At 64.3% G+C, this 22,573-nt stretch carries 21 protein-coding genes and 3 pseudogenes; 12 read left to right on the plus strand and 12 right to left on the minus strand.

Annotated elements, in window-relative coordinates; translation table 11 throughout:
- Positions 1-49: 49 nt before the first annotated feature.
- The 5 genes from AC0V8S_RS31475 to AC0V8S_RS31495 are packed head-to-tail and all read right to left on the minus strand — an operon-like array spanning position 50 to position 5,168.
- Positions 50-1,078 (minus strand): branched-chain amino acid ABC transporter permease, encoded by a 1,029-nt coding sequence (locus tag AC0V8S_RS31475; protein WP_183457057.1) that lies wholly within the window; start codon positions 1,076-1,078, stop codon positions 50-52.
- Positions 1,075-2,124 carry a branched-chain amino acid ABC transporter permease gene (locus AC0V8S_RS31480; protein ID WP_432421200.1) on the minus strand — a complete coding sequence of 350 codons (1,050 nt, stop codon included), beginning with the start codon at positions 2,122-2,124 and terminating at the stop codon, positions 1,075-1,077. The genes AC0V8S_RS31475 and AC0V8S_RS31480 overlap by 4 nt, the downstream gene beginning before the upstream one ends.
- Positions 2,121-3,461, minus strand: a complete 1,341-nt coding sequence (locus AC0V8S_RS31485) for a metal-dependent hydrolase family protein (protein WP_475435401.1) — start codon at positions 3,459-3,461, stop codon at positions 2,121-2,123. The genes AC0V8S_RS31480 and AC0V8S_RS31485 overlap by 4 nt, the downstream gene beginning before the upstream one ends.
- Before the next feature lie 52 nt (positions 3,462-3,513).
- Positions 3,514-4,293: an alpha/beta fold hydrolase gene (locus tag AC0V8S_RS31490; protein ID WP_183457053.1), complete on the minus strand. Its 780-nt coding sequence runs from the start codon at positions 4,291-4,293 to the stop codon at positions 3,514-3,516.
- A complete protein-coding gene (locus tag AC0V8S_RS31495) occupies positions 4,290-5,168 on the minus strand; it encodes a fumarylacetoacetate hydrolase family protein (RefSeq protein ID WP_183457051.1) in 879 nt (292 codons plus the stop codon). The genes AC0V8S_RS31490 and AC0V8S_RS31495 overlap by 4 nt, the downstream gene beginning before the upstream one ends.
- Positions 5,169-5,374: 206 nt before the next feature.
- Here AC0V8S_RS31495 and AC0V8S_RS31500 point away from each other — a divergent pair, with 206 nt between their 5' ends.
- A complete protein-coding gene (locus AC0V8S_RS31500; RefSeq protein WP_475435403.1) occupies positions 5,375-5,983 on the plus strand; it encodes a FadR/GntR family transcriptional regulator in 609 nt (202 codons plus the stop codon).
- Positions 5,952-6,047, plus strand: a complete 96-nt coding sequence (locus AC0V8S_RS31505; RefSeq protein ID WP_475438729.1) for a hypothetical protein — start codon at positions 5,952-5,954, stop codon at positions 6,045-6,047. Before AC0V8S_RS31500 ends, AC0V8S_RS31505 begins: the two co-directional genes overlap by 32 nt.
- Before the next feature lie 23 nt (positions 6,048-6,070).
- On the opposite strand, the gene pobA is transcribed toward AC0V8S_RS31505, so the two are convergent.
- The 6 genes from pobA to pcaD are packed head-to-tail and all read right to left on the minus strand — an operon-like array spanning position 6,071 to position 10,893.
- Positions 6,071-7,240, minus strand: coding sequence for a 4-hydroxybenzoate 3-monooxygenase (gene pobA / locus AC0V8S_RS31510; RefSeq protein WP_183457048.1), 1,170 nt, complete (start codon positions 7,238-7,240; stop codon positions 6,071-6,073).
- The gene (locus AC0V8S_RS31515; RefSeq protein ID WP_475435404.1) at positions 7,240-8,292 is read right to left on the minus strand and encodes a 3-carboxy-cis,cis-muconate cycloisomerase; all 1,053 of its coding nucleotides are present in this window, start codon (positions 8,290-8,292) and stop codon (positions 7,240-7,242) included. The genes pobA and AC0V8S_RS31515 overlap by 1 nt, the downstream gene beginning before the upstream one ends.
- Positions 8,293-8,300: 8 nt before the next feature.
- Entirely contained in the window at positions 8,301-8,915 is a 615-nt protein-coding gene (gene pcaG / locus AC0V8S_RS31520; RefSeq protein ID WP_475435405.1) for a protocatechuate 3,4-dioxygenase subunit alpha, read from the minus strand.
- Positions 8,915-9,670 carry a protocatechuate 3,4-dioxygenase subunit beta gene (gene pcaH, locus AC0V8S_RS31525; RefSeq protein WP_475435407.1) on the minus strand — a complete coding sequence of 252 codons (756 nt, stop codon included), beginning with the start codon at positions 9,668-9,670 and terminating at the stop codon, positions 8,915-8,917. Before pcaH ends, pcaG begins: the two co-directional genes overlap by 1 nt.
- Positions 9,660-10,067 carry a 4-carboxymuconolactone decarboxylase gene (gene pcaC / locus AC0V8S_RS31530; protein ID WP_475435408.1) on the minus strand — a complete coding sequence of 136 codons (408 nt, stop codon included), beginning with the start codon at positions 10,065-10,067 and terminating at the stop codon, positions 9,660-9,662. The genes pcaH and pcaC overlap by 11 nt, the downstream gene beginning before the upstream one ends.
- On the minus strand, positions 10,060-10,893 hold the full coding sequence (gene pcaD, locus AC0V8S_RS31535) for a 3-oxoadipate enol-lactonase (RefSeq protein ID WP_475435409.1): 834 nt from the start codon (positions 10,891-10,893) through the stop codon (positions 10,060-10,062). Before pcaD ends, pcaC begins: the two co-directional genes overlap by 8 nt.
- Before the next feature lie 68 nt (positions 10,894-10,961).
- On the opposite strand from pcaD, the gene pcaQ reads away from it, so the two are divergent.
- From pcaQ to AC0V8S_RS31575, 8 genes and pseudogenes are all read left to right on the plus strand, one after another.
- Entirely contained in the window at positions 10,962-11,879 is a 918-nt protein-coding gene (pcaQ, locus tag AC0V8S_RS31540) for a pca operon transcription factor PcaQ (RefSeq protein WP_475435411.1), read from the plus strand.
- A gap of 140 nt (positions 11,880-12,019) precedes the next feature.
- Positions 12,020-13,336, plus strand: coding sequence for an ABC transporter substrate-binding protein (locus AC0V8S_RS31545; protein ID WP_475435413.1), 1,317 nt, complete (start codon positions 12,020-12,022; stop codon positions 13,334-13,336).
- 117 nt (positions 13,337-13,453) lie between these two features.
- Positions 13,454-14,099: pseudogene (locus tag AC0V8S_RS31550) on the plus strand (ABC transporter ATP-binding protein).
- A complete protein-coding gene (locus AC0V8S_RS31555) occupies positions 14,096-14,824 on the plus strand; it encodes an ABC transporter ATP-binding protein (RefSeq protein WP_475435415.1) in 729 nt (242 codons plus the stop codon). The pseudogene AC0V8S_RS31550 and the gene AC0V8S_RS31555 overlap by 4 nt, the downstream one beginning before the upstream one ends.
- Entirely contained in the window at positions 14,821-15,717 is an 897-nt protein-coding gene (locus AC0V8S_RS31560) for a branched-chain amino acid ABC transporter permease (protein ID WP_475435417.1), read from the plus strand. The genes AC0V8S_RS31555 and AC0V8S_RS31560 overlap by 4 nt, the downstream gene beginning before the upstream one ends.
- Positions 15,714-16,778 (plus strand): branched-chain amino acid ABC transporter permease, encoded by a 1,065-nt coding sequence (locus AC0V8S_RS31565; RefSeq protein WP_475435419.1) that lies wholly within the window; start codon positions 15,714-15,716, stop codon positions 16,776-16,778. The genes AC0V8S_RS31560 and AC0V8S_RS31565 overlap by 4 nt, the downstream gene beginning before the upstream one ends.
- A 2-nt stretch (positions 16,779-16,780) precedes the next feature.
- Positions 16,781-17,565, plus strand: a pseudogene (locus AC0V8S_RS31570) (coniferyl-alcohol dehydrogenase).
- Positions 17,566-17,603: 38 nt separating this feature from the next.
- A pseudogene (locus AC0V8S_RS31575) lies at positions 17,604-19,048 on the plus strand (aldehyde dehydrogenase).
- Between the two features lie 17 nt (positions 19,049-19,065).
- On the opposite strand, the gene AC0V8S_RS31580 reads toward AC0V8S_RS31575, so the two are convergent.
- Positions 19,066-19,998 carry an aldose 1-epimerase gene (locus AC0V8S_RS31580; protein WP_475435421.1) on the minus strand — a complete coding sequence of 311 codons (933 nt, stop codon included), beginning with the start codon at positions 19,996-19,998 and terminating at the stop codon, positions 19,066-19,068.
- A 55-nt stretch (positions 19,999-20,053) separates the two neighbouring features.
- Between AC0V8S_RS31580 and AC0V8S_RS31585 the strand changes: the two genes are divergently transcribed.
- Both AC0V8S_RS31585 and AC0V8S_RS31590 read left to right on the plus strand, forming a co-directional pair.
- Positions 20,054-20,845: a FadR/GntR family transcriptional regulator gene (locus tag AC0V8S_RS31585; RefSeq protein ID WP_475435423.1), complete on the plus strand. Its 792-nt coding sequence runs from the start codon at positions 20,054-20,056 to the stop codon at positions 20,843-20,845.
- Positions 20,846-20,907: 62 nt separating this feature from the next.
- Complete coding sequence (locus tag AC0V8S_RS31590) at positions 20,908-22,569, plus strand: IlvD/Edd family dehydratase (protein WP_475438730.1); 1,662 nt, start codon at positions 20,908-20,910, stop codon at positions 22,567-22,569.
- Positions 22,570-22,573 lie beyond the last annotated feature (4 nt).

A 22,573-nucleotide genomic window follows, 5' to 3' on the forward strand; every position in this document is an offset into this window, starting at 1 on the left:
TTTCCTCCCGTTGATTTCGTTTTTGCAGTGGTTCATTCCATCCCGGCGGCTAGGGGCCGGGACGCAAGGACTCCTGGGCAAGATGTGGCTTGATCCTCCCCCACAACCCAAGAATTCCATCCGGTGAGACGAAGACGATCACCAGGAACACCATGCCGATCAGCGTGTTGAAACGCTCGGCGCCGACGATGTCGATGGCGAAAGTCTGCATCAGGATAACGACGACCGCACCCAGAAACGGCCCGATCGGGTGGCGCAGGCCGCCGATGACGGCAATGATCAGCACGTCGATCGCGGCATCGACGCCGATGGTGCCGGGCGAGACGCGGCCGTTGAACCAGACCAGCAGCACGCCCGCCAGTCCGGCGATCACGCCGGCCAGCAGCCAGGCGAAGACCTTATGCGCGGTGACGTGATAGCCCAGCGCACGCATGCGGCGCGGATTGTCGCGGATCGCCTGCAAGGTCATGCCGAAGGTCGAGCGCGAGCCGTAGAGCACGGCGGCATAGGAGAGCACCGCCAGGCCAAGGCAGAGATAGTAGAACGGCCTGGGGTCACGCCAGTTGACGCTCCAGAAGGCTGGCGCACGGATGCCGGCATAGCCGGAATGGCCGTTGAAGATGGCGTAGTTCTGCTGCGCGAAATAGTAGGTCGCGGTAGCGATCGCCAGCGTGATCATGATGGTGTAGATGCCCTCGGTGCGCACCGAGATCCAGCCGATCAGCGCCGATGCCAAAGCCGCCGCAAGCAGCGCGAACGGCACCGCGAGCCACCATGGCCAGCCGAAGCCGAGGATGTTGGAATTGTTGTTGCCGAGGATGGCGATGGCATAGGCGGCTATGCCGGCAACAGTGATCTGCGCCAGGCTCACCATGCCGCCATAGCCGGCGAGCAGCATCAGCGACAGGCCGAGCATGCCGAAGATCAAGGAATAGCCGCCGATCTGCGTCAGGAAGAAATCGGATGCCACCAAGGGATAGAGCACCAACGCGACGGCCAGAATGATGTGGCCGGCGCCGAGCTTCTCCAGCCAGTTCCGCTGCGCCGCTGCATTGGGGGTGGCGATAGCCAGGCTCATCTTGCCTTCCCCATAATGCCTTGCGGTCGGACCGCCAGCGTCACCACCATGATGACGAAGGTCAGCACGATGCCATAGGTCGGGAAGTAGACGAGGCCGATCTGCTCGGCGAGGCCGATGAGCAGCGCACCGATGGCGGCGCCCGTGATCGAACCCATGCCGCCGACGATGACCACGACCAGCGAGGCCAGGAGGTAGCGCACATCCTCACCGGGCGCGACCGAGAGCGCCGAGCCGCCGACGACGCCGGCAAAGCCGGCAAGGCCGGCACCAACGGCGAAGACGATGGCGAACACCGCATGCACATTCACACCCGACGCCTGCAGCATGGCGCGGTCGTCGACGCCGGCGCGGATCATCATGCCGACGCGGGTCTTGTGCAGCATCAGCCACAGGCCGACGCCGATGACGATCGCCGCCGCCAGCACGACGACGCGGTAGAGCGGATAGGTGAGGAAGACCGAGGCGCCGTTGGAACGCACGGCTGTGATGATGGGCAAGGTCAGGGCGCCGTCGAGCCATTCCGGTGTGGTGATCTGGTAGGTGCCGCCGGCCCACACCGCCAGCATCAGATCGGCGGCGACGATCGAGATGCCGATCGAGACCAGGGTCTGGCGCAAATCATCGCCTTCGAGGCGACGGAAAACGAAGACCTGCATGACGACGCCGACGATGGCCAGCACGGCAAAACCGGCGGCGACGCCGAGCAGCCAGTAGCCGGTGCGGTTGGTGACTTCGTAGCCGATATAGGCGCCGAGCAGATAGAGCGAACCATGCGCGAGATTGACGTTGCGCATCAGGCCGAAGATCAGCGTGAAGCCGCTGGCGACGAGGAAATAGAGGCCGGCCAGCGTGATGCCGTTGAGGATGGCGCTGACGAAGGCCTTTTTCGAAATCAGGATCGCGTTCAGCCAATCCGGCCAGACAGCGAAGACCAGCCATGCGATGATCGCGACGCCAAGCAGGCCGACAAGGCCCCAGGCCTGCCGGCGCGTCATGCCGCCCTCCGAGAGCGCCGACTGCGATGGCCGGTCGAGCAGGCTCATGCCGTCAGCCGCCGGCGCTGCTCGTTCATGCGCGGCGCCTTGTGGAACTTGCCGTCCTTCATGATGGCGAGGATGCGGTTCTTGTCCTGCAGGATGCGCACATCGGCGATGGGGTCGCCGTCGATCAGCAGGATGTCGGCGAGGTAACCTTCCTTAATCATGCCGAGCTCGTCGCCCATGTTCATGATCTGGCCGCCATACTTCGTGCCGGCCTGGATCGCTTCCATCGGCGAGAAGCCGAGCATCTCGACAAAGGTCTGGATGTCCTTTGCGTTTGTGCCTTGCGGCGTCCAGGCAAAACCGTAGTCGCCGCCGATCAGGACGCGGATGCCGCGCCGGTGCATCTTCTTCATCGTGTCGATGCACATTTCGAGTTCGCGCTCATATTCGAGCGACAGCGGCGAGCCCGGCTTGATGCCCCATTGCTCTGCATGGCGCGCGGTGTTGATCAGCCAGGCGATGCCGGGCGCGACGAAATGCTTGTCCTTGACCGCTTCCAGCATGTCGAGCGCTTCCTCGTCGGCGAAGGAGGCATGGTAGATGTTCTGGATGCCGTGACGGACGCACTGCTTGACCGAGCCGGACGAGCGCGCATGCGCCGACAGCACCTTGTTGCGGCAGCGCGCCTCGGAAGCGGCCATGGCGACCTCCTCTTCCGACATCGGCGTCTCCTCGGCGCCCATGCCGGTGATGCTCTCGCCGGACAGATTGAGCTTTATCGAATCGACGCCGTATTTGATCAGTTGGCGCACGGTGCGGCGGATTTCCTCGGGACCGGAAACGACGATGCCGAGGTTCAGCCCCTCATGCGGAATGTGCGACGGCGAGGAATCGCCGAGGCCGCCGACCGTGGTGATCTCCGGCCCCGCCGCGAGGTAGCGCGGTCCGGGGAAGCGGCCCTGGTTGATGAATTTCTTGGCGACGACATCGAGACGCGGCTTGGCGGCGGCCGCACCCCTGCCGGCGGTGAAACCGGCATCGAGCACCAGCTTGGCCATTTCCATGGTGACCAGCATGTGCTCCTCGATCTCCATCATCTGGATGGGGTCGATGCCGGGCGCGTTGTTCCAGGACAGATGCAGATGCGCATCGATCATGCCGGGCATCAGCGTCGCGCCCATGCCGTCGATGACGGTTGCGCCCCCTGGTGCGCCGCCAGTGTAGGACGACGAAGAGGACGAGCCGAAGCGCGACGAGCCCTTGGTGATCTGCTTGATGCGGTTGCCCTGCACCAGCACCTCGCCGGTGTAGGGATATTCACCTGATGCGTCGAGCACGCGCACATTGGTGAACAGCGTGCTGCCCGAACCGTTGCCGTTCCAGCTATCGTCTGCCATCACAAGCCTCCCAACTTGCCGAGCGCGTAGTTCTACGCCCGATCTGAAATCCTCACCTATCAACCCGTCTCAAAAAATCGGCGAGCTTCTGGCTGCTTTCGCGCGGGCTTTCCACCGTGGCCCAGTGCCCGCACCGATCCAGCGACGAGAATACGGCGCCCTTGATCTTGTCGGCAAGCGCCTGGGCGACCCCTTGCGGGTTGACCGTGTCAGCGTCGCCGGTGACCAGCAATGTCGGCGCCGTGATCCTGCGCGCATCGACGGCGGTCGCCTTGGCCAACGCCTCGCAGGTGCGGGCATAGGATTCCGGATCCTGCCTGGTGATCGACTCCCGCACAAAGGCGACGGCGGCAGGCGAGGTTTCCCTGGTGTGCGCCGAGATCGCATTGGCGACGATCTGGTCGGCGATGTCGGCGATACCACCCGAACGCGCCAGCCGCGCCCGATTGCCGAGCCCTTGCCTGGTCGCTTCAGCCGGTTCCGCGAGCGCACCGAACAGCGCCAGCGATTTAACCAGCGAGGGCTGCGTCGCGGCGATCTGCTGGCAAACGATGGTGCCCATCGAATGGCCGACGAAATGCGCAGATACGACCCCCATGCCGGCCATGGCGCGGATGACGGCCTCGCTCATCCCTTCGATGGTCAGTGGTTCGATCGGGCGTGGCGAGCGGCCAGAGCCCGGAAGGTCGAGCCGGATGACGCGGTACCCGGAAAGTGCCGCCATCTGCGGCTGGAACATGTTCGACGTGCCGCCGAGGCCATGGATCATCACCACGGCCGCACCATCGCCGACGGTTTCGGCAACGACCTGGCCAACTGTCACCGTGGTCATTGCGCATGCTCCGCGAAGCGGTTTTCCAGCGTGCCGATGCCGTCGATCTCGATGCGCACGACGTCGCCGGCCTTGAGGTATTTCGGCGGATCAAAACCGATGCCGACACCGACCGGCGTGCCGGTGGCGATGATGTCGCCGGGCTTCAGCGTGATGCCTTGCGACAGGGTGGCGATGATGGTCGGAATGTCGAAGATGAGCAGCGAGATCCGGGAATCCTGACGCAGATCCTCATTGACGAAACACCGGATGCCGGCGGTCGCCAGATCAAGTTCGTCCTTGGTCACCGCCCATGGCCCCATTGGACAGAATGTGTCCTGCGACTTACCGATCAGCCACTGGCTGTATTTGCCTTGCAGGTCGCGCGCCGTGACGTCGTTGACGATGGTATAGCCCCAGACATGGTCGAGCGCATTCGCCTTCGAAATGCCGCGCCCGCCCTTGCCGATGATGACGGCCAGTTCCGCCTCGTAGTCGATCGCCGTCGAAACCGAGGGATCGATCAGCACGCTGGCATGGTTGGCGACGACCGATTCCGGCACTTTGGAAAAGATGATCGGATGCTTGGGGATCGCGCCGGCGCCGGCGCTGGAATCGAAACCGCTGCGGGCGAATTCATGCGCGTGCTCGTGATAGTTCTTGCCGACGCAGAAGATGTTGCGGCGCGGCTGCGGGATCGGCGCTTCGATCTCGACCTGCACCAGCGGGATCGGCGAGAGCGTGCGCGGCAGGCCGGCGCCATTGCGCTCGATCAAAGCCAGAATGCCTGATTTGGCCTGGTCGACGGAGAAATCGAAGGGGGCAATGGTCTGGGCATCGAGGTCGACAAGACCCACGCGACGTTCGCCGGCGATCGAAAAAGTCGCGACCCGCATCCACTTCCTCCCTGAACCTTTTATGAACCAATACTGGCTCTTTCGATACACGCTATCGCCGATTGGTTCACGCTTCAAGAGGATTCCGACTCACAGATCGACAAAATATAGGCATATCGCGTCCGTTTTTCATCTGAACGCTGGACCTCGCGGCAATCGGTTGATAATATTGGTTCAACATTGGATCAGATAAAAGCTCTTAACGGATGCCGAAACTCGTCGCCAACGATATCGCAACAATGCTCAAGAAGCGGATTTCCTCGGGCGAGTGGCTTGAGGACGGCCGCATGCCGCCTGAGCGCGACCTAGCGGTCGAATTCGGCGTCGCGCGCAACACAGTGCGCCGTGCCGTCGGCTTCCTGGAGGACGATGGAACTGTCGTCCGCCATGTCGGTCGAGGTACCTTTCTGACCGCGACCAACCCGACGTCGATCACCTCAATGGTCACGCGGATGGAAGGCACCAGCCCCGCCGACATGATGGAGATCAGACAGCTGCTCGAACCGGCGGCCGCCGCCTTTGCCGCAACCAATGCCAGCGCCACCGAACTGAACGCGGTTCGCGAAGCGCACCAGACCGCATGCGACGCCAGGGACATGCCGGATTTCGAGCATTGGGACGCGGAATTCCATCACCGGGTGTTTGCGTGCTGCCGCAATGACTTTCTGAAGGAGATCCACAATCTCATGCGCGCCATTCGCAACCAGTCACCCTGGTTCGAAAATGAAGAAGCGTTCGTTCTCGGAGGAACGCCGCCGAGCCTACTGCGACGAGCACCAGGCGATCCTAGATTGCCTGTTTCATCGCGATCCTGAAGGTGCGAAAAACGCAATGCTTGCGCACCTCAGAACCGTCGAGCGCAACCTTCTGGGTCGATAGATCCGCGCATCGTTGGCCGCCCGTCAGTAAGGCAGCCCGACATAGTTCTCGGCGAGCGCGGTCGATGCGGCCCGTGAGTGCACGAGGTAGTCGAGTTCGGCTTCCTGGATGCGCTGACCGAAGTCACCGGTGTCGGGAAAACGGTGCAGCATGGTCGTCATCCACCAGGAAAAGCGCACTGCCTTCCACACCCGCGCCAGCGCCTTTTGCGAATAGACCTCGATGCCGGTTTGCGACTTCTCGATGTAGAAATCGCGCAAGCCGGCGAAGAGATAGCGCACATCGCTGGCGGCGAGGTTGAGGCCCTTGGCGCCGGTGGGCGGCACGATGTGGGCGGCGTCGCCGACCAGGAACAGCCGGCCGAAGCGCATCGGCTCGGCAACGAAGGAGCGCAGCGGCGCGATCGACTTTTCGAAGGACGGCCCGGTGGTGACGTTCGCCGCAGTCCGTTCCGGCAAGCGGCGGCGCAATTCGTCCCAGAAGCGGTCGTCCGACCAGGCCTCGACGCGGTCGCCCTCGGGGCACTGCACATAGTAGCGGCTGCGATGCGTCGAGCGCATCGAGCACAGCGCAAAGCCCCGCTCGTGATTGGCGTAGACCAGTTCCTGATCGGCCGGCGGCACTTCTGCCAGCACGCCGAGCCAGCCGAACGGATAGTGCCGTTCGAAGGTTTTCAGCGCGCGCTCCGGGGCCGATTTGCGGCTGACACCGTGATAGCCATCGCAGCCGGCGATGAAGTCGCAATCGATGCGATGAGAGACGCCGTCCTTGGCGTAGGTGACGAACGGCGCGCCATCGAAATCATGCAGCGCGACATCGGCGGCCTCATACACCGTGACGAGGCCGGCCGCCTCGCGCTTATCCATCAAATCATGCGTCACCTCGGTCTGGCCATAGACGGTGACATGCTTGCCGCCGGTGAGTGCCGCGAGATCGATGCGGTGCAGGCGTCCGTCGAAGGCCAGCGAAATGCCGGAATGCGGCAAGCCTTCGGCATGCAGCCTTGCCGCAGCGCCCGCCTCTTCCAGCAATTCGACCGTGCCCTGTTCGAGCACCCCTGCCCGCACGCGGCCAAGCACATGCTCGCGGCTCGAGCGTTCCAGAATGACGGTCTCGACGCCAATGCCGGCCAGAAGCTGGCCAAGCAGAAGGCCAGAGGGTCCGGAGCCGACGATGACGATTTGAGTGCGCATCAGTGGCCGAGACTTTCGATCTGTGCTGCCAGTTCGGCGGCGAGCCGCAGCGACGCGGCGGTGGCCACCACCATCTGCGGCAGCAGCAGCCATTCCAGCGTCCAGGCCGCGCCCGAGCGCTCCTGTTCATGCAGCAGCGCCTGATGCATGCCGGAAAGCTGCGTGGCGTTGAAGCGGGCCAGAGCCACCAGCGCCTCGGCCTTCACGGGGTTCTGCTTGTGCGGCATCGCCGACGAGCCGCCACCGCCGGACAGCGCGATGTCGGCGCCGCCCTGCGCCATCAGCGCGATGTCCTGGCCGAACTTGCCGAGACTGCCGGTCAGCAGCGACAGCCAGCCGGCAAAATCGGCCAGCCCGTCGCGCTGGCTCTGCCATTGCGGCGCATCGGCAAGGCCTAGTTTTGCTGCAAGCGCGGCGCGCACCGCCGGCCCCTTGTCGCCAAGCTTTTCCAGCGTGCCGGCGGCACCGCCGAACTGCACCACCAGCAAGCGCCTGGATTGGTCCGACAATCTTTCCTGATGCCGTTGCAACGGCGCACGCCATGCAGTCACGCGATCCGCCACTCTGATCGGGATCGCTGGCTGCATGCGGGTCATGCCGGTCAGCGCCCTGCCTCCAAAGCGCTCCTCGAGCGAGGTAAGCCGTATGATGGTCTCGGTCAGCAGCAGGCCGAGATGCTCGATGACGGATTTCAGCCGAAGCATCAGGCTCGTGTCGATGACGTCTTGGCTGGTGGCACCGAAATGCACTTTGTCGCCATGCGGTTCGCCCACCGCAGCCCTGATCTGGCGCACCAGTTCGGGCACGACAACGCCGTCCTTGGCGACGCCTTCCCTGAGCAAGGCGGTGTCGGGCCGGAACGTGGCAAGCGCCGTCACAATCGCTGCCTTCGCCTCTCCGGTGATAACGCCGTTTTCAGCCTCGGCCTCCGCAAGCGCGCTCTCGAACGCCAGCGCCGCCTCGATTTCCACCTCGACGGAAAAATGCCTCGATGCTTCCTCGTCGCCGAGGAGAGCTGACAGTAACGGATGGTCGAAGGGCGATACGGTCATGAGATCTCCTAGCTGTCGAAGAAGACCGTTTCCTTCTCCCCCTGGAGATGGATGTCGAAGACGTAGGTGTCGCCCTGGCGCTCGGCGATCAGCGTCGGCACGCGGATGCGATGTTCGATGCGCGCCAGGATCGGATCCTCGGCATGGGCCTTTTCCTCGTCGGAAAAATAGAGCCGTGTGTGCAGGCCGAGATTGATGCCGCGCGCGACGATCCACAGCGTGATGTGCGGCGCCATCAGGCGACCATCCCGGAATGGTACGCGGCCGGGCTTGATCGTCTCGAATGCGCAGATGCCGGTGTCCATATCCGTCGGGCAACGGCCCCAGCCGAAAAAGTTCGGATCGGCGGCGCCGCGCAATTCGGCCGGTGAATTGTAAAACCCGTCGGCGTCCGCCTGCCAGATCTCGATCAGCGCGTCCTTGAGCGGCGTACCGGTGCCGTCGAGCACACGGATTTTGAGACCGATGCGCTCGCCCTTGGTCTTGTCGTTGACCATGGTCGCGCCAAGGTCGGCCGCATAGACGCCGCCGATGCCGCAGAAGTTCGGCGCCAGCCCGATATGGACGTAAGGGCCAGCGGTCTGCGAGGGGCTTTCCCTGAGGCGGTCGAGCGATTGCGCCATCAATTGCCCTCCAGCCTGTTTTCGAATAGCGACGAGCGGCGGCCGCGCAGCACGATGTCGAACTTGTAGGCGAGCGCATCCATCGGGATCGTCGCCTGCGTGTCGAGGATGGCCGTCAGCGCCTCGATGGCCGCCTTGTCGGCGATGCCGCGCACGATCGGGCACTTCCAGATCAGTGGGTCGCCCTCGAAATACATCTGCGTGATCAGGCGCTGGGCAAAGCCATGGCCGAAGACCGAGAAATGGATGTGCGCCGGACGCCAGTCATTAGGCCCGTTCGGCCAGGGATAAGGACCGGGTTTGACGGTGCGAAAAGCATAACCGCCATCCTCGGCTGATATGGTGCGGCCGCAGCCGCCGAAATTCGGGTCGAGCGGGGCGAGATAGCCATCCTTCTTGTGGCGGTAGCGGCCGCCGGCATTGGCCTGCCAGAATTCGAGCAACACGCCGGGAACGCCAACGCCGCGCTCATCGAGCACCCGCCCATGGACGATGATCCGCTCACCGATGGCGCTCTCGCCCGGCCTGGCGAAATTGTGGATCAGGTCGGCGTCGAATTCGCCCAGCATGGCGTGGCCGAAGACCGGTCCCGCTATTTCCGACAGCGTGTTGTCGAAGGACAAAAGCGCCTTCTGCGGCGAGCGCAGCACCGAACTCTTGTAGCCCGGCGTCAGCGCCGGCGGATGCCATGTCCGGTCGCGCTGGAAGAAAGCGCCGGTCTCGGGCCTCCGGTTCGAGCCGGCCTCAGCTGGCATTGTCGGCTCCGTCCATTTCCGAAAACACGTCCTTGGCTATTCTGAAGGCACGGTTGGCGGCCGGCACGCCGGCATAGATGGCGACATGCAGGAACGCCTCGCAGATATCGTCGCGCGTGGCACCGGTGTTGGCGGTGGCGCGCACATGCAGGGCGACCTCTTCATCATGGCCGAGTGCCGCCAGCAGCGCCAGCGTGACGATCGAGCGCTCGCGCTTGCTGAGACCCGGCCGCGACCACACCGTCCCCCAGGCCGCCTCGGTGATCAGTTCCTGGAAAGGCTGATCGAAATCGGTGGCGGCGACCTCGGCCCGATCGACATGGCGGTCGCCGAGCACGGCGCGCCGCACCGCGAGGCCGGTGCGATATCTGGCTGCGTTGCCGGGGACTTCATCCATGGGTTTCTGCTCCAGGGGCAAGCGATGCGACAAAATCGCGGATCAGCGCGACCAGCGCTTGAGGCTGTTCGACGCAAGGGATGTGTCCGGCGTCGCGGATGATCTCGAAGCGCGCACCGGGGATCAGAGCGGCCAGCGAGCGGACGAGATCGGGGGGCGTCGAGCCATCCTGGTCGCCGACGACGCAGAGCGTTGGCACCGCGATGCGGCGCGCGCTCTCGGTGAAATCCGCATCGCGAACAGCTGCGCAGGTGCCGATGTAACCAGCGAGCGCTTGCCGGGTCATCATGTTCCAATAACCGTCAAGCTCGGCCACCCGCGCGGTGTGGAAGGCGAGGGTGAACCACACTTTGAGAACACCGTCGGCAATAGCCTGGATACCCTTGCGTTCGACGACCGCGATGCGTGTGTTCCAGCTCTCGTTGGTACCGATCTTGTGGGCCGTGTCGCACAGGATCATGGCCTCGACGATCCCGGGGCGCCTGGCATAGAGCCCTTGCGCGATCATGCCGCCGACCGACAGGCCGCACAGCACGACCTTCTCCAATCCGAAATGATCGATGAGCCCCGAAAGATCGTCGACATGATCGTCGATCGACCTGATGTCGCCGATGTCGGACAGCCCGTGGCCGCGCTTGTCATAGACCAGCAAGGACATTTCGCCATCAAGTGCGGCGACAACGTCGTCCCAGATGCGGAAGTCGGTGCCTAGCGAATTGATGAATATGACCGCGCGCGCAGTGCCGGTCGCCTTGATGTGGCGATGGTGCAGCGTGATGCCGCCAATGGTGACGAATGGCACGATTTCGATCCTCCGCCCCCACATTGCACAAGGCATTTGGTTCGGTAAAATGATATTTTACGCCGCTTCATTAACTCCGGGGTTATCAAATTATGGCCGAAAGCCGCATCCGGTTCCGTCACCTGCAGGCCTTCCTGGAGGTCGCGCGGCAGGGCAGCGTGGCCCGCGCCGCCGATTTCCTGCATGTCAGCGCGCCGGCGGTGACCAAGACGTTGCGTGAGTTGGAAGAGGCCCTCGGTGTCGCCGTCGTCGAGCGTGACGGGCGCGGCATCCGGGTCACAAGGCTTGGCGAGATCTTCCTCGGCCATGCCGGCTCGGCGATTACGGCGTTGAAGCGCGGCGTCGATTCCGTGCGCCAGGACGGCGCCATCAACCGCCATCCGATTCGCATCGGCGCGCTGCCGACCGTGTCGGCGAAGGTCATGCCACAGGCCATGAGCCTGTTCCTCAGGGAAAACACCGGAGCGGCGATCAAGATCGTCACCGGCGAGAATGCCGTGCTGCTCGAACAATTGCGCATCGGCGCGCTCGATCTCGTCGTCGGCCGACTGGCGGCGCCAGAAAACATGACCGGCTTCTTCTTCGAGCACCTCTATTCCGAACAGGTGCTGTTCGTGGTGCGGGCCGGACATCCGCTGCTGGAACCGGGGGCGGACATCTTCGCCAGGCTCGACGAATTCCCGGTGCTGATGCCGACCCGGGAATCCGTCATCCGCCCCTTTGTCGATCGCCTGTTCATCACCAACGGCATGACCGCGCCGGCGACCGAGATCGAGACGGTCTCGGATTCGTTCGGGCGTTCCTTCATGCGACAGAGCAATGCGGTGTGGATCATTTCGGCCGGCGTGGTGGCCAACGAAATCGCCAGCCGCGCCTTCGTCGCTTTGCCGGTCGACACCGAGGAGACCAAAGGGCCGGTCGGCCTGACGATGCGCACCGACACGGCGCCCTCACCCGCCTTCACCATCCTGCTGCAGACCATTCGCGAGGCGGCCAGACCGGGCAAATGAGGCATTGGACTGGTCGGACCGGCGCCGTCTTCATCGGAAATCTCCTAACCGTGAGGTTAATGAAACACCGCAAAATATCATTTTACCGAACCAAACCACTGGTGCACTGTACCGATGGAGGACCACAGAGGGAGGAATGCATGACCTACGCTAGCGGTAGCAGATCCAGTATTCGTGGCGTGTCTCGGCGCCAGTTCATTGCCACCTCGATTGCCGGCGGCGCCGCACTCGCTCTGGGCGGCAAGAGCGCCTTCGCCCAGGCAGGCGACACGCTCAAGGTCGGCTTTGTCAGTCCGCGCACCGGGCCGCTGGCCGGCTTCGGCCAGACCGACGGCTATGTGCTCGATCTTGCCCGCAAGGCGCTGGCCGGCGGCCTTGAGATCGGCGGCAAGAAATACAGTGTGGAAATCCTCGATCAGGATACGCAGTCCGATCCATCCCGCGCCGGCCAGCTCGCCAAGGACCTGATCAACAACCAGGCCATCGACCTGATGCTGGCGGTGTCGACGCCCGAAGTGATCAATCCGGTGGCCGATGCCTGCGAGGCCGCCGGCGTGCCGTGTCTGTCAACCGTCATGCCGTGGGAGGCCTGGTATTTCGGCCGTGGCGCCAAGCCCGGCGCGCCCTCGCCATTCAAATGGACCTATCATTTCGGCTTCGGCGTCGGCGAGTTCTTCAAGACCTATATCTCGCAATGGAACCTGATCGAGACCAACAAGAAGGTCGGCGTCATGTATCCCAACGACGCCGACGGCAACGCCATCCGTGCCAATCTGGCGCCGCTGCTGGCCAAGCAGGGTTTTACCATCGTCGATCCCGGCGCCTATGAAACCGGCACCACCGACTATTCCTCGCAGATCGCGCTGTTCAAGCAGGAAGGCGTCGAGATCTTCAACTCCTTCCCGATCCCGCCGGACTTCGCCGCTTTCTGGCGCCAGGCGGCGCAGCAAGGGCTGATCAAGCAGATCAAGATTTGCCAGGTGGCCAAGACCGGGCTGTTCCCCTCCGACATCGAGGCGCTCGGTGACCTCGGCGTGAAGATTTCCAGCGCCGCCTACTGGCACAAGGCCTTCCCCTACAAGTCGCCGCTGACCGGCGTTTCGGGCACAGAGCTCGCCGACGGCTATGAGGCGGCAAGCGGCAAGCAGTGGACGCAGCAGCTCGGCGCCTCGATGTCGCTGCTCGACGCCGGCTTCGAAGCGCTGAAGGCCAGCACCGATGCCAAGGACAAGGCGGCGGTGGCCAAGGCGCTAAGCACACTCAAGACCGAGACGATGATCGGCAAGGTCGACTTCACCAGCGGCCCGGTCGCCAATGTCTCGCCCGGCCCGATCATCGGCACGCAGTGGGTCGCCGCCAAGGAAGGCAGCAAATTCCCGCTCGACTATGTGGTGACCGAGAACGCCACCGATCCGAAAGTGCCCGTCGAAGCCAAGCTTCTGCCTTACAACGGTTGACGGGCCGCTGACGAGGATCGCCTGGTGACCCATCCGCAACAACAGGCTGTTCTCACCGCCGCCGGCATCCACAAGCGCTTCGGCGCGCTTGTGGTGCTGGATGCGGTCGACTTCACCATGGCAGCCGACGAGGCGGTCGGCATTGTCGGTCCGAACGGCGCCGGCAAGACGACGCTGCTCAGCGTGCTTTCAGGCGCCTTTCCGCCAAGCGCGGGCACGGTCAGCTTCAAGGGCGGCGACGTGACGGCGCTGCCGGCGACGCAGCGCTGCCGGCTCGGCCTGGTGCGCACGCATCAGGTGCCAAAACCATTCAGCGGCATGACCACTTTCGAGAATGTCTTCGTCGCCGCCTCGCATGGCGCAGGGCTTGGCCGCGACGAGGCCTATGAGGAGGCGCTCGGCTCGCTGAAACTATGCGGCATGCTGGGTGTTGCCAACCGCCGCGCCGAGACGCTCGGCTTGCTCGACCGCAAGCGACTGGAACTGGCACGCGCGCTGGCGGCAAGACCGACGCTGCTATTGCTGGACGAGATCGGCGGCGGGCTGACCGATGGCGAAGCCGGCGAACTTGTCGACACGATCAAGGAATTGCGCCGGCGCAAGATCGGAATCGTCTGGATCGAGCACATCGTCCACATCCTGCTGCAGGTGGCCGAGCGGCTGATCTGCATGGATGCGGAAAATCATCGCCGACGGCGAGCCGCAAGCCGTGATGGCCGATCCGGAGGTGGTGCGCGCCTATCTCGGCGGAGGCCCGAAATGAGCCTGCTGTCGGTCGAGGACCTGGTTGTCCGCCATGGCCTGCTGCAGGCGGTGCGGGGCATGAGCTTCTCTGTCGAGCGCGGCGAGACATTGGCGCTGGTCGGCGCAAATGGCGCCGGCAAGACGACGCTGCTCAGGGCAATCGCCGGCGCGCATCAACCGGCAGCCGGGCGCGTGCTGCTCGACAGCGCCGATCTGACCAGCGTGCCATCACACAGGCGCGTCGGCATGGGCATCGCGCTGGTGCCGGAAGGGCGAAAGCTGTTCGTGCAGATGACGGTCGAGGAAAACCTTCTGCTCGGCAGGACCTCCGGCCGACCGGGCGACTGGAGCGTCGACAAGGTGCTCGAGATGTTCCCCAATCTGAAACCGCGCCGCCACGCCAAGACGGGCCATCTCTCAGGCGGCGAGCAGCAGGCGACGGCGATCGGCCGGGCGCTGATGAGCAATCCGGACGTGCTTTTGCTCGACGAGGTTTCACTCGGCCTGTCGCCACTGATCGTCGACCGTGTCTATGCGGCCCTTCAGGGGCTAATCGCTTCCGGCACGACCATCATCCTGGTCGAACAGGATCTCAATCGCGCGCTGTCGGTCTCCGACAGGGTCATCTGCATGCTCGAAGGGCGTGTCGCGCTCGAAGGGCCGAGCAAGGCGGTGTCGCGCGATGATGTGACAAAGGCCTATTTCGGCCTGCACCGGAAAAGCCCCGGGAGCGTTCCGGCATGAGCAACCAGATCATCCAGGGCATTCTTCTCGGCGGCTACTATGCGCTGATCGCCTGCGGCCTGTCCTTCATGTTCTCGGTGATGCGCATCATCAACCTCGCCCATGGCAGCCTCGCCGTGTTCGCCGCCTTTGCGCTGTGGTGGCTGGCCTCGCGGTTCCATATCTCGCCCTTTGTTGGCCTGCTCATCGTGTTGCCTTTGATGGCGGCGATCGGCTGGGCGTTGCAGCGCTTCCTGCTCGAGCGCAGCGCGCGCGGTGGGGCGCTGCTGCCGATCCTGACCACGTTCGGCCTGGCGATCGTCATCGACAACATGCTGTTCGAGCAGTTTGGCGCCGATACGCGCTCGCTGGCGCCTTATATCGGCAGCCTGTCCTATGATTCCTGGGAGTGGCCAGGCAGCATCTATGTCGGCAAGCTTGCCGTGATCATGTTTGCCACCGCCGTGATCCTGCTGGGCGGGCTGCAGCTTTTCCTGACCCGCACCAGGCTTGGCCGCGCGATCCGCGCCACTTCGGAAGACCCTGATACGGCCGGCTTGGTCGGCGTCGATGCACGCCGCGCCAATGCCATTGCGGCGGCCATTGCCATGGTCACGGTTGGCCTTTCCGGCGCCTTCCTCGGCATGCGCGCCACCTTCGACCCCTATGCCGGCGCGCCGCAATTGCTGTTTGCTTTCGAGGCGGCGGTGATCGGTGGCGCCGGCTCACTGTGGGGAACGCTGATCGGCGGCATCGTGCTGGCGCTTGCGCAGACGCTTGGCGCGCAGGTGCATCCGCAGGGATTTCTGATTGGCGGCCATGCGGTGTTCCTCGTCGTGCTGTTCGTGCGGTTGTCGACATCCGGCCTCGGGCTGCGCGGCCTGTTGCGTCTGCCTTCGCGGAGCGCGTCATGAGCACCGTTTCGTCCTCACCGGTCATCGAGCGCGGTACGGCGACATCGCGGATCGCGGCGGTGGCTGTTGCTGTCATCATCGCGCTGCTTGCCATTGCGCCGCAATTCCTCTCGGCTGGCGCCGTCGACCGCATGACCGCGCTGTTCATCTATGTGATCCTGGCGGCGATGTGGAACGCTCTTGCCGGCTTCGGCGGGCTGGTCTCGGTCGGCCAGCAGGTGTTCTTCGGGCTCGGCGCCTATTTCGCCATCCGGCTGGCCGATGCCGGGCTCAACCCCTTCGCCTCGCTTTTTGTTTCGGCTGTCATTGTCGGCTTGGTCTCCTGGCCACTGTCGCTGTTCATGCTGCGGCTGAGGAACGGCGAGTTCGCCATCGGCATGTGGGTGATCGCGGCGCTGACGCATCTCCTGGTCAATCTCGACCGGCTGGTGCAAGGCGAAACCGGCACGTCGCTGATCTCGCTCAACGTCTACGATGCCGGCACCAGGCGGGCTGTTATCTACTGGCTGGCGCTGGCCTCGATGACCGCCCTGCTCGCCATCCTGTTCGGCCTGCTGCGCGGCAGCACCGGTGCTGCCATCCGCGCCATACGCGACAATGAGGACGCAGCCGCCTCGGTCGGCGTGCGCGTCACCGGCACCAAGCGGCTGCTGTTCGTGCTTGCCGCCTTCGGCATCGGCATTGCCGGCGCGCTGTGGCTGGCGACCTCCATCACCTTCCAGCCGAAAACCTACTTCAACGTTCAGTGGACCGCCTACATGATCTTCATGGTGCTGGTCGGCGGCATCGGTACGTTTGAGGGCGCCATTCTCGGCGCGCTGGTGTTCTTCCTCATCGAGACGTGGTTCGGCGGCACCGGTGTCTGGTACCTGGTCGGCCTCGGCGCCACCGCCGTGCTGTTCTCGCTGTTCCTGCCGCGCGGCCTGTGGGGAACGATCGAGGAGCGTTTCGGCTTGCGCCTGCTGCCGGTCGGCTACCGCGTCAGGCTTCCGGCATCCTCTGTCGATGGCGAAGCGACGCCCTCGCCGCAACAAGCCACACTTGATCAGGAGAAGGCATGACCATGCTTTTCGGCAAGACGATCCTCATCACCGGTGTCGCCTCAGGTATCGGCGCGCGCACGGCGGAACTCGCCGGCCAGCTTGGCGCCGAGGTGATCGGCGTCGATGTGCGTGAGCCGGCTGCTGCGGTGGGCAGCTTCGTCAAGGCCGACATCTCGTCGAAGGTCGGCGTCGATAACCTCATCGCGCGCCTGCCGCAGCGAATCGACGCGCTCTGCAATGTCGCCGGCCTTTCCGGCAACACCGGCGCGGTGCCCACGCTGGCCGTCAATTTCTTTGGCCTCAGAGCGCTCTCGGAAAGCCTCGCGCCAAGACTTCGCGAAGGCGGCGCCATCGTCAATGTCGCCTCGATCGCCGGCTATGGCTGGCGCGCCAATCTCAACCGCGCCGCGTCGATGGTCGGCATCGAGGGTTTCCCGGATGTCGCTGAGGTGGTCGCCGACCACGCGGTCAAGAACGAGGAAGGCTATCCCGTCTCCAAGGAGCTGCTGCTGTTGTGGACCTTCCGCGCAGCGCATCAGGATCTGTTCAAGCGCCGTGGCATCCGCGTCAACGCAGTGAGCCCCGGCCCGGTCGAGACGCCGATCCTGAAACAGTTCCGTACCGTGCTGGGTGACGCCCGGGTCGACAGCGACATTGCCAGGGTAGGACGTGCCGGCACCTCGGCGATATCGCTCCGGTCGTGCTGTTCCTGTGTTCGGACGGCGCGCGCTGGGTCAATGGCGCGAATGTGCCGGTCGACGGCGGCCTCGAAGCATCGATAAACGCCGAAGTGCTCGGCTTCTAATTCAATGAGGCGCTCCTGATGGAGCGAGGGAGACAATCATGGATATCGGACTTCTGATCGACGGCGATAAAAGGGATGCGTCCGGTGCAGCCGCCTATGAGCGCATGGACCCGTTCACCGGCAAGCTGGCGACGCGCGCCGCGGCGGCCAGCGTCGCCGACGCCAACGCCGCCGTCGAAGCCGCCGCAGCCGCCTTCACGACCTGGTCGAAGACCGGGCCTGGCGAGCGCCGCGCCTTACTGTCCAAGGCGGCTGACGTCATGGCCTCCAAGGTCGGCGAGTTCACCAAATTGATGATGGAAGAGACTGGAGCCACTGGCCCCTGGGCCGGCTTCAACGTCATGCTGGCGGCCAACATGCTGCGCGAGGCGGCGGCGATGACGACGCAGATCTCGGGGGAAATCATTCCCTCGGACAAGCCGGGGACACTGGCCATGGCGATCCGCCAGCCGGCCGGCGTGTGCCTCGGCATCGCGCCGTGGAACGCGCCGGTCATTCTCGGCACCCGCGCCATCGCCATGCCGATCGCCTGCGGCAACACCGTGGTGCTGAAGGCTTCGGAAATGTGCCCGGGCACGCATCGGCTGATCGGCCAGGTGCTGGTGGAGGCCGGCCTGCCCAAGGGCGTCATCAATGTCGTCACCAACGACCCCAAGGATGCCGCCGGGATTGTCGAGGCGCTGGTAGCCCACCCTGCGGTCAAGCGCGTCAACTTCACCGGTTCGACCAAGGTCGGCCGCATCATCGCCGAACTCGCAGGGCGGCATCTGAAGCCAGCGCTGCTTGAACTCGGTGGCAAGGCGCCGCTGCTGGTGCTGGACGATGCCGACATCGATGCGGCAGTGAATGCCGCCACCTTCGGCGCCTTCATGCATCAGGGACAGATCTGCATGTCGACCGAGCGGCTGATAGTCGACGACAAGGTCGCCGATGAATTCGTAACAAAGCTCGCGGCCCGTGCCTCGCAGCTGCCGGCCGGCGATCCGCGCGGCCATGTCGTGCTGGGCTCGCTGATCAGCAGCCAGGCCGCCGACAAGATGGAGGAACTCGTCGCCGACGCTGTCGCCAAAGGCGCCAAGCTGGTCGCTGGGGGCAAGCGCACTGGCACCGTTGTCGAGGCAACGCTGCTCGACCATGTGACACCGGCCATGCGCGTCTATTCGGAAGAATCTTTGGGCCGGTCAAGCCGGTAATCCGGGTGAAGGGCGAGGACGAAGCCATACGCGTCGCCAACGATACGGAATATGGTCTGTCGTCGGCGGTGTTCAGCCGCGACATCAAGCGCGCCATGGCGGTCGCCGCGCGCATCGAGGCCGGCATCTGCCACATCAACGGCCCGACCGTCGGCGACGAGGCGCAAATGCCGTTCGGCGGCGTCAAGGGCTCGGGCTATGGCCGCTTCGGCGGCAAGGCCTCGATTGCCGAATTCACCGACCTGCGCTGGGTGACGATCGAGGATCCGGGCCAGCATTATCCGTTCTGACCCGGCCAGCTTCGGGATCAAACAGCCAGTGACGGCGTGAAGCGAACACTGGCGGATCGCATCAGACCGGGCGCCAGTACGATGCAACCGGTGTCGATGCGGCCGCTCGTGCGGTTGAAGGCATCCGTGATGTTGCTGACCGGCTCGGCGCAAAAGAACGGCTCGCCTGGCGGCGTGTAGAGGACGAGGAAATCGAGCGGCGCCTCGGCCTCGATGTCCAGCTGCCGCCCGTGTTCGGGCCAAGTGATCCTGGCGCGGCGCGCCCATCCGGTGAAAACCGTGTCGAAATCCACTTCCGATACGTCAAAGCCGATGGACGGATCGGCGCCTACAGGTGGCAGGACATGCCAGGTGGGCAGGACCTCCGTATCGGTTTCCCACATGCCGGATACCGGCGCCTGTACATGCGTCCATGGCGTCGACGGGAAATAGGGATGGAGGCCGAAGCCAGCCGGCATCGGCGCGTCCGACAGGTTGCGCACTGTTATGGTGATGCAAAGCCTGCCGTCGGCCAGCGTGATCTCTTGCTCGGCCTCGTAGCTCCATGGCCAGGAATCGGCGGTGTGGCGATAGCGCAGGACGATCGTGCTGGTTTCATGCCTGGCAACCGTCCAAGGCCGACGCCAGCCATGACCATGCTCATGATGCGGATCGTCGGCAGTCGTCGGGAGCTGGATGGTGCGCCCAGCGAACTCGAAGCGACCGCCCCTTATGCGATTGGAATAGGGAACCAGCGGGAAGCAGGCCATGGCGCCGGCATCGCGACGGCTGACCGCCGCCGGATCCGCCGGGCGCAGCCAATCCACGGCAGAGCCATTGTGCCACCAGCGATACGACGCCAGCGCTCCGCCGGCGGCCGGCGCAATGTCGACCGTCGCGATGCCGTCGCTGATCGAGACCAGTTGCGTGTGCTGCGCGGCAACAGCTGCGGAATTCTTTGTCGTTGGCACTTCCCTGTCCCTTGACTCCAATCGCCACGGCTATAAGACATATCATATGAATAGTATGAAGAATAAGAAATCTTTCAGCACGGCGCGCACGTCACGGGTTGCCGTGGCCGTTTCCAGTGGCTCCACCGCGTTGCACGCAACGGTCGTCGAGCAGATCGGCTTGCGCATCGTGCAGGGCGACTTCCTGCCCGGCGAGGCGCTGCCCAATGCCGACGATTCCAGCGAGATGCTGGGCGTCAGCCGCACAGTGCTGCGCGAGGCGATCAAGGTGCTGGCCGGCAAGGGGCTGGTCGAATCGCGGCCGAAGACCGGCACACGCGTGCGTCCACGCGCCGACTGGAATTTCCTCGATCCGGACGTGCTGTCCTGGCGCTACGCCCGCGGCGTCAGCGCCGATGATGTCCGCGCGCTGTTCGAACTGCGGCGTGCCATCGAGCCTATGTCGGCAGCACTTGCCGCCCAGCGCGCCACGCCTGCACAGATCGCCGAGATCCATGCGGCACTGGCCGAAATGGAGGCGGTGAGCGATGACGGCGACCGCTTCGCCAAGCCCGATCTGGTGTTCCACCAGACCATCCTGCGCATGACCGGCAACGAGCTGATCGGCTCGCTGGCGGCATTGGTCGAAACCGCGCTGGTGATGAGCTTTCGCCTCTCCAACGACAATCCGGAAGGCCAGCGCCACTCCTTGCCACTGCACCGCGAGGTGGCCGAGAAGATCGCCGCCGGCGACGCCGCTGGCGCGCAGAAGGCGCTGCTGGTGCTCATCGACAATGCCGAGGACGACGTGCGCCGCAGCGTAGAGAACCGCAACAAGCGCCGCCAGGATCGGGAACAGACATCGTGACCGAAACCAGACGCAAACTGCGGTCCGAAGCCTGGTTCGGCGGTGAAGGCAAGAACGCCTTCATGCACCGCAGCTGGATGAAGAATCAGGGCATCCCCGCCGACGCTTTCGACGGTCGCCCGGTGATCGGCATCTGCAACACCTGGTCGGAACTGACTCCGTGCAATGCGCATCTCCGCGCCTTGGCCGATCACGTCAAGCGCGGCGTCTACGAGGCCGGCGGCCTGCCGCTGGAGTTCCCGGTGATGTCTTTGGGCGAGAGCAACATGCGCCCGACAGCTATGTTGTTTCGCAATTTGGTCAGCATGGATGTCGAGGAATCGATCCGCGGCAATCCGATCGATGGCGTCATCCTGCTGGTCGGCTGCGACAAGACCACGCCGGCGCTGCTGATGGGGGCTGCCTCGTGCAATTTGCCGACCATCACTGTCTCCGGCGGACCGATGCTGAACGGCAAGTTCCGCGGGCAAGATATCGGTTCCGGCACCCATGTCTGGAAGTTCGCCGAAGAGGTGAAGGCTGGTCGCATGCCGGTCGCCGACTTCCTTGCCGCAGAACAGGGCCAGAGCCGGTCGGCCGGCAGTTGCATGACGATGGGCACGGCCTCGACCATGGCCAGCATGGTGGAGGCGCTCGGCATCGGCATGCCGGACAATGCCGCGATCCCGGCGGTGGATTCGCGCCGTGGCGTGCTCGCCCAGATGGCCGGACGCCAGATCGTCGAATTGGTGCGCAGGGACGTGAACATTTCGGACATTCTCACAAGGCAAGCGTTCGAGAACGCCATCCGCGTCAACGGCGCGATCGGCGGCTCGACCAATGCGGTGCTGCATCTGATTGCCATCGCCAACCGGGTCGGCGTCGATCTCAGCCTCGAGGACTGGGACCGCCTTGGCCGCGACGTTCCAACCATTGTCGACCTGATGCCGTCGGGCCGGTTCCTGATGGAAGATTTCTACTATGCCGGGGGGCTGGCTGCGGTCATGGCGTCGCTTGATGAAGTGGGGCTTCTTCATCGCGACGTCATGACCGTCAGCGACAAGACGATCGGGGAGTTGATCGACGGCGCGCCCAACTATAACCGCGAAGTCATCCGGCCGCTGAGCGAGCCGCTGACCGAGCAAGGCGGCATCTCGATCCTGCGCGGCAATCTGGCGCCCAATGGCGCCGTCATCAAGCCGTCGGCAGCGACGCCCGAACTGATGCAGCATCGCGGCAAGGCCGTCGTCTTCGAGAACATCGAGCACTACTACGCCCGCATCGACGATCCGGAGCTGGATATCGACGCCTCCTCGGTGATGGTGCTGAAGAATTGCGGACCGCGCGGCTATCCCGGCATGGCCGAGGTCGGCAACATGCCGCTGCCGGCCAAGCTGCTCAAGCAAGGCGTCTCCGACATGGTGCGCATCTCGGACGCGCGCATGAGCGGCACGGCCTATGGCACCGTGGTGCTGCATGTGGCGCCTGAGGCCGCGGCAGGCGGTGCGCTGGCGCTGGTGCGCGACGGCGATCTCATCGAGCTCGATGTCGCCGGCCGCCGGCTGGAACTGCTGGTGTCGGACGAGGAACTGGCAATCCGCCGCCGCGACTGGCAGCCGCCGGCGCCGCCGGAAGGCGGCTACCAGAGCCTCTATGTCGAGCGCGTGCTGCAGGCCGACAAAGGCTGCGATTTCGATTTCCTCGTCGGCCGGCGCGATGCCGGCATCCCCCGGCATTCCCACTAGGAGA

This window comes from Mesorhizobium oxytropidicola (genome assembly GCF_056174625.1).

Excerpts from the sequence above, each read along its gene's own strand:
- AC0V8S_RS31475 (WP_183457057.1), bottom strand. The coding sequence starts at position 1,078 with ATGAGCCTGGCTATCGCCACCCCCAATGCAGCGGCGCAGCGGAACTGG.
- AC0V8S_RS31480 (WP_432421200.1), bottom strand. The coding sequence starts at position 2,124 with ATGAGCCTGCTCGACCGGCCATCGCAGTCGGCGCTCTCGGAGGGCGGC.
- AC0V8S_RS31485 (WP_475435401.1), bottom strand. The coding sequence starts at position 3,461 with ATGGCAGACGATAGCTGGAACGGCAACGGTTCGGGCAGCACGCTGTTC.
- AC0V8S_RS31490 (WP_183457053.1), bottom strand. The coding sequence starts at position 4,293 with ATGACCACGGTGACAGTTGGCCAGGTCGTTGCCGAAACCGTCGGCGAT.
- AC0V8S_RS31495 (WP_183457051.1), bottom strand. The coding sequence starts at position 5,168 with ATGCGGGTCGCGACTTTTTCGATCGCCGGCGAACGTCGCGTGGGTCTT.
- AC0V8S_RS31500 (WP_475435403.1), top strand. The coding sequence starts at position 5,375 with ATGCCGAAACTCGTCGCCAACGATATCGCAACAATGCTCAAGAAGCGG.
- pobA (WP_183457048.1), bottom strand. The coding sequence starts at position 7,240 with ATGCGCACTCAAATCGTCATCGTCGGCTCCGGACCCTCTGGCCTTCTG.
- AC0V8S_RS31515 (WP_475435404.1), bottom strand. The coding sequence starts at position 8,292 with ATGACCGTATCGCCCTTCGACCATCCGTTACTGTCAGCTCTCCTCGGC.
- pcaG (WP_475435405.1), bottom strand. The coding sequence starts at position 8,915 with ATGGCGCAATCGCTCGACCGCCTCAGGGAAAGCCCCTCGCAGACCGCT.
- pcaH (WP_475435407.1), bottom strand. The coding sequence starts at position 9,670 with ATGCCAGCTGAGGCCGGCTCGAACCGGAGGCCCGAGACCGGCGCTTTC.
- pcaC (WP_475435408.1), bottom strand. The coding sequence starts at position 10,067 with ATGGATGAAGTCCCCGGCAACGCAGCCAGATATCGCACCGGCCTCGCG.
- pcaD (WP_475435409.1), bottom strand. The coding sequence starts at position 10,893 with ATGTGGGGGCGGAGGATCGAAATCGTGCCATTCGTCACCATTGGCGGC.
- pcaQ (WP_475435411.1), top strand. The coding sequence starts at position 10,962 with ATGGCCGAAAGCCGCATCCGGTTCCGTCACCTGCAGGCCTTCCTGGAG.
- AC0V8S_RS31545 (WP_475435413.1), top strand. The coding sequence starts at position 12,020 with ATGACCTACGCTAGCGGTAGCAGATCCAGTATTCGTGGCGTGTCTCGG.
- AC0V8S_RS31555 (WP_475435415.1), top strand. The coding sequence starts at position 14,096 with ATGAGCCTGCTGTCGGTCGAGGACCTGGTTGTCCGCCATGGCCTGCTG.
- AC0V8S_RS31560 (WP_475435417.1), top strand. The coding sequence starts at position 14,821 with ATGAGCAACCAGATCATCCAGGGCATTCTTCTCGGCGGCTACTATGCG.
- AC0V8S_RS31565 (WP_475435419.1), top strand. The coding sequence starts at position 15,714 with ATGAGCACCGTTTCGTCCTCACCGGTCATCGAGCGCGGTACGGCGACA.
- AC0V8S_RS31585 (WP_475435423.1), top strand. The coding sequence starts at position 20,054 with ATGAAGAATAAGAAATCTTTCAGCACGGCGCGCACGTCACGGGTTGCC.
- AC0V8S_RS31590 (WP_475438730.1), top strand. The coding sequence starts at position 20,908 with ATGCACCGCAGCTGGATGAAGAATCAGGGCATCCCCGCCGACGCTTTC.